The organism is Mycolicibacterium llatzerense, from assembly GCF_000878195.1.
Lineage (GTDB): Bacteria > Actinomycetota > Actinomycetes > Mycobacteriales > Mycobacteriaceae > Mycobacterium > Mycobacterium llatzerense.
Window position 1 is genome coordinate 1 of record NZ_JXST01000036.1, and the last position, 11,617, is coordinate 11,617.

General features: G+C 68.2%; 12 protein-coding genes. 3 read left to right on the forward strand and 9 right to left on the reverse strand.

Translation table 11 applies throughout. The features are described 5' to 3' along the window. Positions 1-487: class I SAM-dependent methyltransferase (locus TL10_RS22025; protein WP_043987348.1), on the forward strand; the 487-nt coding region annotated here is incomplete at its 5' end. Between the two features lie 45 nt (positions 488-532). On the opposite strand, the gene TL10_RS22030 is transcribed toward TL10_RS22025, so the two are convergent. From TL10_RS22030 to TL10_RS22040, 3 genes are read right to left on the reverse strand one after another with little or no spacing between them, the layout of a single operon-like run. Next, positions 533-1,750: a cytochrome P450 gene (locus TL10_RS22030; protein WP_043987350.1), complete on the reverse strand. Its 1,218-nt coding sequence runs from the start codon at positions 1,748-1,750 to the stop codon at positions 533-535. Then, complete coding sequence (gene purB, locus TL10_RS22035) at positions 1,747-3,165, reverse strand: adenylosuccinate lyase (RefSeq protein WP_043390348.1); 1,419 nt, start codon at positions 3,163-3,165, stop codon at positions 1,747-1,749. The genes TL10_RS22030 and purB overlap by 4 nt, the downstream gene beginning before the upstream one ends. A gap of 25 nt (positions 3,166-3,190) precedes the next feature. Then, positions 3,191-3,805: a TetR/AcrR family transcriptional regulator gene (locus tag TL10_RS22040; protein ID WP_043390345.1), complete on the reverse strand. Its 615-nt coding sequence runs from the start codon at positions 3,803-3,805 to the stop codon at positions 3,191-3,193. A gap of 96 nt (positions 3,806-3,901) precedes the next feature. On the opposite strand from TL10_RS22040, the gene TL10_RS22045 reads away from it, so the two are divergent. Then, complete coding sequence (locus TL10_RS22045; RefSeq protein WP_043987383.1) at positions 3,902-4,798, forward strand: alpha/beta hydrolase; 897 nt, start codon at positions 3,902-3,904, stop codon at positions 4,796-4,798. A gap of 48 nt (positions 4,799-4,846) precedes the next feature. Here the strand turns inward: TL10_RS22045 and purD are convergent, their stop codons facing one another. Beyond that, positions 4,847-6,115: a phosphoribosylamine--glycine ligase gene (gene purD, locus TL10_RS22050; protein ID WP_043987351.1), complete on the reverse strand. Its 1,269-nt coding sequence runs from the start codon at positions 6,113-6,115 to the stop codon at positions 4,847-4,849. Between the two features lie 72 nt (positions 6,116-6,187). On the opposite strand from purD, the gene TL10_RS22055 reads away from it, so the two are divergent. After that, entirely contained in the window at positions 6,188-6,679 is a 492-nt protein-coding gene (locus TL10_RS22055) for an EspA/EspE family type VII secretion system effector (RefSeq protein WP_052506502.1), read from the forward strand. A gap of 6 nt (positions 6,680-6,685) precedes the next feature. Here the strand turns inward: TL10_RS22055 and TL10_RS22060 are convergent, their stop codons facing one another. The 5 genes from TL10_RS22060 to TL10_RS22080 form a co-directional block, all read right to left on the reverse strand. Beyond that, positions 6,686-7,912 (reverse strand): hypothetical protein, encoded by a 1,227-nt coding sequence (locus TL10_RS22060; protein ID WP_043987353.1) that lies wholly within the window; start codon positions 7,910-7,912, stop codon positions 6,686-6,688. Continuing rightward, positions 7,902-8,345 carry a carboxymuconolactone decarboxylase family protein gene (locus TL10_RS22065; protein WP_043390337.1) on the reverse strand — a complete coding sequence of 148 codons (444 nt, stop codon included), beginning with the start codon at positions 8,343-8,345 and terminating at the stop codon, positions 7,902-7,904. The genes TL10_RS22060 and TL10_RS22065 overlap by 11 nt, the downstream gene beginning before the upstream one ends. Then, positions 8,345-9,196, reverse strand: a complete 852-nt coding sequence (locus TL10_RS22070; RefSeq protein WP_043987354.1) for an NAD(P)-dependent oxidoreductase — start codon at positions 9,194-9,196, stop codon at positions 8,345-8,347. Before TL10_RS22070 ends, TL10_RS22065 begins: the two co-directional genes overlap by 1 nt. Continuing rightward, the gene (locus TL10_RS22075) at positions 9,193-9,945 is read right to left on the reverse strand and encodes an SDR family oxidoreductase (protein ID WP_043390332.1); all 753 of its coding nucleotides are present in this window, start codon (positions 9,943-9,945) and stop codon (positions 9,193-9,195) included. The genes TL10_RS22070 and TL10_RS22075 overlap by 4 nt, the downstream gene beginning before the upstream one ends. A 76-nt stretch (positions 9,946-10,021) precedes the next feature. Beyond that, entirely contained in the window at positions 10,022-11,491 is a 1,470-nt protein-coding gene (locus TL10_RS22080; protein ID WP_043390330.1) for an aldehyde dehydrogenase, read from the reverse strand. Positions 11,492-11,617: the final 126 nt, after the last annotated feature.

The following is an 11,617-nucleotide window of genomic DNA, read 5'->3' on the forward strand; positions in this document are numbered from 1 at the left end:
ATACGACGGAACAGTCGACCGGATCGTCTCCATCGGCGCATTCGAACACTTCGGCCACGACCGCTACCCAGCGTTCTTCCAGATGGCCTACAACGCCCTCCCACCCGACGGCATCATGCTGCTGCACACCATCTGCGGCACCGATCCGCGTTACACGAACCTGCCTGTGACGATCGACCTGCTGCGGTTCGTCAAGTTCATCATGACCGAGATTTTCCCGGGCGGCCGGCTGCCGTCCGCCCCGATGGTCCGCCAGCACGCCGCGGCGGCCGGATTCAAGGTGACCCGGGTCCAGTCACTGCAGCCGCACTACGCGAGAACCCTCGACCTGTGGGCCGAAGCCCTGGAAGCCCACCGCGACGAAGCCATCGCAGTGCAGTCGGTCGAGGTCTACGACCGATACATGAAATACCTGACCGGGTGCGCGAAGATGTTCCGGCTGCGCCAGGTCGATGTCAACCAGTTCACGCTGCAGAAAGCCCCGTGATTTGTGCACGATTTTCCGCGCCACCCGCGGATTTTCGTGCACAAATCACGACAGGGTGACCCAGAGGTGCCGCAGCCCGGTGTGCCGGTTGCTACGAGTCCATTCCGGTGGCTGAACGACCTGGATGTCCGGGAACCGGGCCAGCAGCTCGTCGAACAGGACCCGCAGCTCCAGCCGCGCCAGGTTCGCGCCCAGGCAGTAGTGCAGTCCCTGCCCGAATCCCAAGTGCGGATTGGGTTTCCGGGCCACGTCGAAGGCCATGGGATCGGTGAACACCCGCTCGTCGCGGTTGGCCGAACCTTCCCAGACCACGACTTTCTGCCCCGCCTCGATGGTGCACCCGCCCATCTCGACGGTGCGGGTGGCGGTACGCCGCTTCGACGGCGACGGCGAGGTCCAGCGCACCATCTCCTCGATCGCCGACGGCAGCAGTGCCGGGTCCGCGCGTAGCAGTGCCAGCTGAGATGGGTTCTCGCACAAGGCCAACAGCCCGCCGGCGACCGAGTTGCGGGTGGTCTCCGCGCCCGCACTGAACAGCAGGTTGAAGAACAGATAGACCTCGAGGTCTGACACGTCTTCGGCGTTGGCCACCACGGACAGCATGTCGTCGGTGGGTTCGGCCCGCTTGGACGCGATCAACTCCATCCCGAAGTTGTACATCCGCGACCCGGCTTCCTGCACCGACAACCGGGTGATGGCGGCCTTGCGCGAACCGCCGAAGTCGAAACTCGGCTCGATCGCCTCGAACAGCCAATGTCGTTGCGACTCAGGGATACCCATCAGGATGCAGATCATCTGCATGGGCAGCTCGGCGGCGATGTCGACCAGGAAGTCAAATGGCACGCCCGGCTTCACCGCGTCCAGCAGCGCCTGGGTTCGCGCACGCAGGTCATCCTCGACCCGCGTGATCATCCGCGGCGTCAGCCCCGACGAGACCAGCCGCCGGATCTCCGCGTGCCGCGGGTCGTCCATCATGTTCAGCACCTGGCCGGCGATGGACAGGTCCTGGATCAGGGTCCCGCCAAACGGCCGCGAACCGCCCGTCACCGACGAGAACGTCACCGGATCACGCAGTACCGCAAGGGTTTCGGCATGGCTGGCAACGGACCAGAAGCCCTCGCCGTCCGGGGTGTTCTCGGTCGGCTCGTGCCAGTACACCGGGGCTTCGGAGCGGTGCCGCGCGAACAGCTCGTGCGGGAAACCCGCAGCGAAGTTGTCGAGGTCGGTCAGGTCGACCCCGGCGAGACTTCGCGCCAGGGTCACAGGATGGCGCCCGAGGTGTACTTGGCCGCCTCCGGGTACTGCCCGACCAACCGGTCCACCGCAGCCACCACGGCGTCGACCTGGTCACCGGACGCACCGCTGAACGCTTGCTTGTCGGCCAGCGCCGCATCGAGTTCGACGCGGTCGAGCGGCAGGCGCGGATCGGCGGCCAACCGGTCCAGAAGGTCGGGTTCCAAACCCTTTTCGCGCATCGCCAGCGCCACCGCGACGGCGTGCTCCTTGATGACCTCGTGTGCGGTCTCGCGGCCGACGCCGGCGCGTACCGCGGCCATCAGGATGCGGGTCGTCGCCAGGAACGGCAGGTAGCGGTCCAGCTCACGCTGGATCACCGCCGGGTAGGCGCCGAACTCGTCGAGCACCGTCAGGAACGTCTCGGTCTGCCCGTCGATCGCGAAGAACGCATCGGGCAGCGCGACACGGCGCACCACCGAGCAGAAGACGTCGCCCTCATTCCATTGCGCCCCAGCCAGTTCCGCGGCCATCGAGCCGTAGCCGCGCAGCACGACCTGCAGACCGTTGACACGTTCACACGACCGGGTGTTCATCTTGTGCGGCATGGCCGACGAGCCGACCTGCCCGGGCGCGAAGCCCTCGGTGGCCAGTTCGTGGCCGGCCATCAGCCGGATGGTGTGCGCGAACGACGACGGACCGGCGCCCAACTGCACCAGCGCGGACAGCACGTCATGGTCGAGCGACCGTGGGTACACCTGGCCGACCGAGGTGAAAACCTCGGTGAATCCCAGGAATTCAGCGACCCGGCGCTCCAGGTCGGCGAGCCGCGAGGCGTCACCGCCGAACAGGTCCAGCATGTCCTGCGCGGTCCCCATCGGGCCCTTGATGCCGCGCAGCGGGTACCGGTCGATCAGCTCCCGCAGCCGGGTCAGCGCGACCAGGGTCTCTTCGGCTGCCGAGGCGAACCGCTTGCCGAGGGTGGTGGCCTGCGCCGCCACGTTGTGCGAGCGACCGGCCATCACCAGGTCGCGGTACAGCGCGGCGCGCTCGGCGAGCCGCGCCACCACCGCGACACCGTGGGAGAACACCAGTTCCAGCGACTGCCGGATCTGCAGCTGCTCGACGTTCTCGGTGAGGTCGCGGCTCGTCATGCCTTTATGCACGTGCTCGTGGCCGGCCAGCGCGTTGAATTCTTCGATGCGCGCCTTGACGTCGTGGCGGGTGACGCGTTCGCGCGCGGCGATGGACGCCAGGTCGACCTGCTCCAGCACGCGCTCGTAGTCGGCCACCACCCCGTCCGGCACGGCCACCCCGAGCTCGGACTGCGCGCGCAGCACTGCCAGCCACAGCCGGCGTTCGGCGACGATCTTGTTCTCCGGTGACCAGATGGCCACCATCTCGTCGCTGGCGTAACGGTTGGCCAGCACATTGGGGATGCTCACGGGGCTTAAGCCTACTTCGGCCTATTTACAGGGCGATCCGGCGTTCTTGGTCGAAGGGCGCCAAGACGTCGATGACGTCCACGAGGGTCGCCCGGGCCGTCGCACGCGGGCCGTCACCGTCACTGACCATCGAGGCGACCACCGCCCCGTCCACCGCGCAGACCAGGGCCGTCAGCAGTTCGGCGCGCACCGAGCGCCCCGACCGTTCCACCACCTCGATGACGGCGTCGGAACGCTGCTTGAGGATCCGTCGCTGCACGTCCCGCAGCCCGGGCTGGCGAGCGCAGGCGATGTAGCGCTCGTAGCGGGAAATCAGCTGGTCGGACGCCCGGTTACCGTCGCCGACCAGCAGGTCGACCAGCAGATCGGCCGTCGCGTCGGCGCCGCGGCGGCGCCGAGACAGTGTCGAAACCCGCAGCCGCAGCTGCTGCGATTCGGATTCGCCGACGTGCTCGACGGCCTTTTCGATGAGGTCGTCGAGGGACGAGAAGTAGTACGTCGTGGAGGCCAGCGGCAGCCCGGCTCGCTGCGCCACGGAGCGGTGCCGGACGGCGTCGAAGCCCCCCTCGCACAGCAGCTCGGCGGCGGCGCTGACCAGCGCATACCGTCGCCGTTCCCCCTTAGGGGTGACTGCTGTCATCACCAGGTAAATGCTGCCAGCAATGGTCACGTGGTGATCACGAATTGACGTAATCCATTAGGCATTACTCAGGAATGACGCCTGGTGGCCGATGGCATGATGGCGGCCATGACAGAGCTGAGCCGACGCGCCGTCCTCCGTCTCGGAGCGGGCGCGGCCGCAGGGGCCGCCGGCGCGTTCGCGTTGGGGTCGACGATCAACCGCCCGGCCGTCACCGCGCAACCGGTGACGATGACGAGCGTGGGAACGCCGCTGGCGCCACCCCCGGCCGTCGCGGACCCGGCCCCCACCTACGTGACGGGCTCGTTCGTCTCTCAGGCCCGCGGCGGTGTCTCGACCAACTGGGCCATCGCCCGCCCGCCGGGCCAGACCGCGCCGCTGCGCCCCGTGATCGCGCTCCACGGCAAAGGCAGCGATGCCGCGACCGTGATGGCCGGCGGTGTGGAACAGGGGCTCGCGCAGGCCGTGGCGGCGGGCCTGCCGCCGTTCGCGGTGGTGGCCGTCGACGGCGGTGGCGGCTACTGGCACAAGCGGGCGTCCGGTGAGGATGCCAGCGCGATGGTGCTCGACGAGCTGATCCCGATGCTGGCCGGTCAGGGGCTGGATACCTCGCGGGTGGGCTTCCTCGGCTGGTCGATGGGCGGTTACGGCGCGCTGCTGCTGGGCGGTCGGCTGGGGGCGGCCCGGACCGCGGCGATCTGCGCGGTGAGTCCGGCGTTGTGGACGTCATCCGGCGCGACGGCTCCGGGCGCCTTCGATGGCGCGGGCGACTACGCGGCCAATTCGGTGTGGGGACTGCCCGGGCTGGCGGGCATCCCGATCCGGATCGACTGCGGCGACAGCGACCCGTTCTACTCGGCGACCAAGCAGTTCATCGCCCAACTGCCGAACGGAGCGGCGGGCGGGTTCTCCCCCGGCGGGCACGACGGGGCGTTCTGGAGCTCACAGCTGCCCGCCGAGATCTCGTGGCTGGCCCCGCTTTTGACTGCGTGATTTCGGCGTGATTTGTAGCGGTGAGCGATACAAATCACGCCGAAATCGCTAGAGGGAGATGCGGCCCTCGGCGGCCGCGAGGCCGATATCTGTGCGGAAGTGGCTGCCCGGCAAGCGAACTGACTCGATGATCCGGTAGGCGTCGGCCCGCGCGGCTGCCAGGTCTGCACCGGTGCCGACCACCGACAGCACCCGGCCGCCGGAGGAGACGACGCTGCCGTCGGCCCGGCGGGTGGTGCCCGCGTGCAGCACGCCGGCCGTCTCCGATCCGGTGATCACGTCCCCGACGCGGGGGCGACCCGGGTAGTTCTCGGCGGCCACGACGACGGTGACGGCCGAGCCGTCCTGCCACTGCAGCTCGCCCAGCGAGCCCAGGGTTCCGGTGGCGGCGGCGTTCAGCAGCGAACCCAGCGGGGTCTCCAGCAGCGCCAGCACCGCCTGGGTCTCGGGATCGCCGAAGCGGCAGTTGAATTCGACGACGGCCGGCCCCTGCGAGGTGATGGCCAGGCCCGCGTACAGCAGCCCGGAGAACGCGCTGTCACGCCGAACCAGTTCAGCGGCAACGGGTTTGACGACCTCGTCGACGATCTGGTCGACGACGGCGGCGGGCAGCCACGGCAACGGCGTGTAGGCGCCCATGCCACCGGTGTTGGGTCCGCTGTCGTTGTCGCCGACGCGCTTGAAGTCCTGGGCGGGCAGCAGCGGCACCACGGTCTCGCCGTCGACGACGCAGAACAGCGACACCTCGGGTCCGTCGAGGAACGACTCGAGCAGCACCGGGTGGCCGGACTCGAGCAGTTCGGCGGCGTGCGCGCGGGCCGCGTCGCGGTCAGCGGAGACGACGACGCCCTTGCCGGCGGCCAGGCCGTCGTCCTTGACGACCCACGCCTGCTGACCGGCAGGCGGGCCGAAGCGGTCCAGTGCTGCGTCGAGGTGAGCGGGGTTGTCGACGATCTCGCTGGTCGCGGTGCGAACCCCGGCAGCGGCCATGACGTCCTTGGCGAATGCCTTCGAGCCTTCGATGCGGGCGGCGTCCTTGGACGGTCCGAAGCAGGCGATGCCGGCCGCACGCAGGGCGTCGGCCACGCCGAGCACCAAAGGCACCTCGGGCCCGATCACCACCAGGTCGGCGGACAGCTTCCTGGCCAGCGCGACCACCTCGTCGGCGGCGGTGATGTCGACGTCGTGTTGTTCGGCGACGGCGGAGGTGCCGGCATTGCCGGGAGCGACGGCCAGGTAGTCCACCTGGGGGTCGCGGCTCAGGGCAAGCAGCAGGGCATGTTCACGGGCTCCAGAGCCGATCACGAGGACTCGCACAGCCACACACTAATAGCTGGTCGGCTCGTCCTAAACTGGGCAGGCCCGACGCACGCGAGGAGGTCCACACCGGTGGAGCCGCTGGATGCCTTCCTGCTGATGTGGGAACGGGCCCGCGCCACCTTCGGCGAGGGCGTTCCGCACGATCGCACCGAGTTCGACAAGAGCGCGGAGCTGCGCGGGCTGCAGGAGCAGGTGAAGGCCGCGGGTCCCGGATCGCACTGGACGGGCGGCGCAGCCGACCGCTACGCCGACGCCAACCACCAGCACGCCCAGGCCCTCGGCCGGCTGGCCGATATCGACAAGCGCGTGGGCGACGAACTCGAGCGGTCCGCCGACGTGGTCAACGGCGGGCGCCGGGAACTCGACGCGCTCAAGCAGTGGGTGAACGACCTCGCCGACGAGGCCAAGAAGACACCGACCGCCGCCGCCGACCACGCGCTGTGGTCGGCGATCGGCAAGGCCAGCGGCGATGTCGCCGACATCATCCAGCGCTCACACACAGACCTGTCGGGGGTCGCGGGGCGAATCCAGAGTCTCGACAGCGAGTTCGACGACTTCTGAGCGCGCCTAGACCACCGTCAGCGGCAGGGACTTGCGTTCTTCGAACACCCACGCCGCCCCGCTGCTGACCTTGCACACCGAGACCTCGCCGAGTTCCTTTGCCGGGGTGTCGGTTTCGACGAATCGGACGGTCCAGTCGGTGTCGGTGCCCGACACCTCCGCCCGCAGCAGCGGGTTGACGGCCGTCGCGATCGCCTGCAGCGGCAGGACGGATCCCGGGGACACCAGGGCGATCCAGGCGTCGTCCTCGTGCGCCGGCGAGGGGCGCACGTGCGCCTCGTCACCCGAAACATCAACGGAGACATAGGCGGCCGGGTTGAGCAGCGGATGCAGCTCCAGCACGCGAAGGGCGCCGGCGGCGTCGTTCGGCAGCTCCAGCACCCGCCGGATGCGTTCGGCCGCAACACCGGAGATGCCGATCAGCGACTTGGTCCGGATCGACCGTTCCTTGTCGACGTCGCCATTGCACCGGGCCCGGACCGCCAGCGCGAAGGACAGCACCAGCAGGTGCATCTGCAGGCACACCTCGTCGGCAATGCGTACCAGGGCCGAGTGCGAGAAGGCGGAGAAGTCGACGTCGCTCAGCAGCGGGCCGGAGTAGTCGGCCTGACCGTCGTCGGACGGATCGATCGCATCGAGCTCGCAGTTGTATGCACCACTCGCGCCGATGATGTCGAGCTGCGGGATGAACCCGACCTCGGGATAGGACTCGTCGATGGTGACGGTCCACGCGCAGGCCGGCGTTCGGCCCGCCGGCACGCGCGGCGGCCGGTGGATGGGGCGCACCTGGCAGCGCCGGTTTGTCGCCAGCGCCGTCGCGTCGAACGTCGGGTCCTCGATGTCGTGGCACATGCCGCGCACGTAATCGGGGCCCATGGGCTCGACATCCATGAGGGCGCCGCAGTGGTCGAGGTGGAACTCGCCGTGCCAGCGATCATGCACGGTGTACCGGAAATCCATGAACTGCGGCGGCGCGCCGATGTCGAGCTGCAGCCCCTTGAAGATCGTGATGACGTCCACGCCTTCGTATTTCAGCGCCTTCTGCATCCGCTTGGTGTACAGCGGGCTGGAGCCGGCCCACTCCTCGATGGCGACCTGCAGCATCTCTTCGCGGCCGAATTCGACGATGCACCAGGCCATTCCGGCGCGGTCGATGAGCTGGCCGATCAGCAGCAGCTCCGGCACCAGCGCGGCGAGCTCGGCACGCGACAGCGAGGCATACCTACTGGTCATCGAGCTCGGTCCCGGTGTTCATCTTGACCGCGGCGTTGACGTTGGCCTTGCGGTCCTCGCCGAGACCCTTCTCGGCAGCCTTACGCCGCCTGGCCACCACCTTGGACACCGCTCCGTTGAATGCCGAACCGAGCGGGAAGCCGAGGTACTGGGTGAGGAAGATGCCGATGTCCTTGAGTTCGGCCTCGGTGAACTCCTCGTTGAGCAATGCGGCGTTGACCTGGATTTCCGCGAGATCCTGCGAGCCGACGGCAGTGACGCAGGTGAACGTCATGAGCCGCTTCTCCCGCATGGACAGTCCGGGCTTGCTCCAGATGGTGCCGAACAGGTGATCCACGGTGAGGTCGAAGTACGGGTCGCCCTCGATGTTGGGCATCTCCCAGCCGTAGACCTCGTTCATCTTCGCCAAGCCCTTGGCGCGCAACTCGTCCATCACTGCTCCTTCGAATGCGGTACGCCGAGCCCCTCGGCGAGGTTGGCCAGGGCCAGCTCGGCGAGCGGAAGGTCCACTCCCACAGCAGAACCCAGACCGAGTGCCAGCGACAAATCCTTCTCCGCCAACCCACGGGTGTGGACGAACATGTTGTAGAGGAAGTGGTCGGGCGCCAGCGGTTTGGTGTCGTCCCGCGCCATGATCGCGCCGGGCCCGCCGGACTGCGCGTCACTGTGCCGCACCACGCGGCCCAGCTTCTGCAGGTCTATCCCGGAAGCCTCGGCCAGCTTCTGCGCCTCGCACGCGGCGGCGAAACCGATGAAGGTCAGCATGTTCCGGGCCAGCTTCATCCGGGTGCCCGCGCCGGGCTCACCGGCGCGCACCACCAAGGACGCCCACTGCTTGAAGACGGGCTTGACCTTGTCGTAGGCCGCGTCGTCGGCCCCGACCATGACAGCCAGCTCGCCCTTGCTCGCCGCGCCGGCGCCGCCGCTGACCGGGGCGTCCACGATGTGAATCCCCTTGGGCCGCAACTGCTCAGCCAGCTCGACGGCGGTCGTCGGCTCGATCGTGGAGTGGATCGCGATCACCGTGCCGGGCTCGGCGTGTTCGGCGAGTTGCGTCACGACGTCTCGGACCTGCTCGTCGTTGAGCACGGTCACGCTGATCACGTCTGCCTTGGCGACCTCCGCAACGCTGTCGGCCAGGGTGGCGCCGAGTTCCGCGAACGGTGCCATGGCCTCGGCGCGCATGTCGAAAACGACGAGCCCGCCTGGCCATTCGGCCAGCCGCTTGGCCATCGGCGCGCCCTGGTTTCCCAGACCGATATACCCGAGTCGAACGTCGCTCATGACCGGATGATCTGTCCGCCGTCGACGTTGAAGATCTGCCCGGTGATCCAGCTGGCCTCGTCGGACAGCAGGAACAGGCACATACCGGCGAGGTCTTCGGGCGTGCCCATCCGCGCCAGTGGCAGAGTCTGGACGATCTGCTTCACGATGGCCTGCGGCGTGGTGCTGCGGTTGGCCTCGGTGTCGATGGGCCCCGGCGCGATCGCGTTGATGCGGATGTTGCGCCAGCCCAGTTCGCGGGACAGCTGCTGCGTCAGACCGTTGATGCCGACCTTGGCCAGCCCGTAGAAGTTGGCGTAAACCCATGCCGCCGTGGAGGACTGGTTGACGATGGAGCCCCCGCCGCGCTTCTCCATGTGCGCGAACACCGCGCGGGTACACACCAGCGCACCGTCGAGGTTGACGCTCATGAACTTGCGGTAGTAGTCCCAGTCCACGGTCAGTAGACCGTCGAGCTTCATGCCGCCGAAGATCGCGGCGTTGTTCACCAGGTAGTCGATCCCGCCGAACTCTGCCACGGCCTGGGCGGCCATGTCGTTGGCCGAATCGATGTCCGAAACATCGACCCGGACGGCCAGCGCCTTGCCGCCCTCGGCCTTGATGCCGGCGGCCACCTTCTCTGCGCCTTCGACGTTGATGTCGGCGATGACGACCGCGGCGCCTTCGCGCGCCAGCGCCTCGGCGTAGACCTGGCCGATGCCGCCGCCGGCTCCGGTCACGATCGCGACCTTGTTCTCAAACCTGCTCATGATTTCCTCTCCGCCGAATGGGCAGTTACTACACGGTTTTCGCTGATTTGCGTGTCACAGTTGGCCACTGGAGCGACTAGGTCGCGAGGGTGGCGATGCACTTGGTCTCCAGGTACTCCTCGAACCCGGCAATGCCCATCTCCCGGCCGTTGCCGGACTGCTTGTAGCCGCCGAACGGCGCGTCGGCGGAGTACCAGACACCGCCGTTGACGTTGACGGTGCCGACGCGCAGCCGGGCCGCCACGCCGGCCGCCCGCTGCGGGTCGGCAGAGAACACCGTGCCGGACAGTCCGTACGGCGAGTCGTTGGCGATGCACACGGCGTCGTCGTCGCCATCATGGGCGATGACGGTGAGCACCGGCCCGAAGATCTCCTCACGCGCGACGCGGGACGAATTGTCCAGTCCGGCAATGACGGTCGGTTCGATGAAGAACCCGGTGTCGCGGTCCGCCGGCCGCCCGCCACCGCAGGCGAAGGTGCCGCCCTCTTCAATGGCCAGGTCGAGGTAGCTCTGCACCCGGTCGCGTTGGCGCGCCGAGATCACCGGACCGCAGACAGTGCGCGAGCTGGACGGGTCACCGGGCTTGATGCCGCCCATGGTGCCGGCCGCGGCCGCGACTGCCTCGTCGTAACGCGCCCGTGGGACCACCAGCCGGGTGGTGATCGCGCAGCCCTGGCCGGCGTGCATCGACGCGGTGAACGCGGCCATCGCACAGGCGCCGGCCAGGTCGGCGTCGTCGAGCACCAGGAACGCCGACTTGCCCCCGAGCTCCAGGAACACCTTCTTGATGGTTTCTGCGGCGTCGGTCATCACGGCGCGGCCGGTGACGGTCGATCCGGTGAACGAAACCAGGTCCACGTCAGGGTGTTTCGACAGCATGGCACCGACGCCGTGGTCACGGGAAGTGACGATGTTGATGGCGCCGGCCGGGAAGTCGGTGTGCTCGGCGATCAGTTCACCGAGCACCGCGGCGGCCCACGGGGTGTCCGGCGCCGGCTTGAGGACCAGAGTGTTGCCCGCCGCGAGCGCCGGCCCGACTTTGGCGAGGTTGATCTGGTGCGGGAAGTTCCACGGCGTGATGGCACCGACGACGCCGACGGCCTCGCGCGCGATGGTCCGGTTGGTCGGAATGCCTTGCGGCGTGGCATGTCCCAGGTCGGTGGTCCACTGGTAGTTCTCGGCGGTGTCGGCAGCGAAGCTCAGGTCTTCGATCGGACCGTCCAAATGCGCGCCCGCGGTGAGCATCCGGGGTGCACCGACCTCCGCAATCGTGAGCTCGCGCAGGTCATCGCGGTGGTCGCGCATGGCCTGCTGCAGCTGCCGCAGACAGCGCACCCGCAGTTCGACGTTCGTGGACCAGTCGGTCTCGTCGAAGGCCCGCCGGGCGGCGTCGATGGCGTCAGCCATGTCCCCCACCGTGGCATCGGCCGCCACGCCGAGGACTTCCTCGGTCGCGGGGTTGATGGTCGGGAACGCGCCGCGCGAGCCCGGCACCAATTTCCCGTCGATGAGAAGGCGACTTTCGCGATCACCCAGCAAGGTCATCTGCACTCCTGAAAATTCTGGACAGCTGTCCGACAACGTTGAGTCGAACCATAACCTCACGCGCTGCCGAGTGGCAAGGGTCGGGCGAAATCAGGAACGCCGCCGTCGCGTCAAACACCGGTTCAC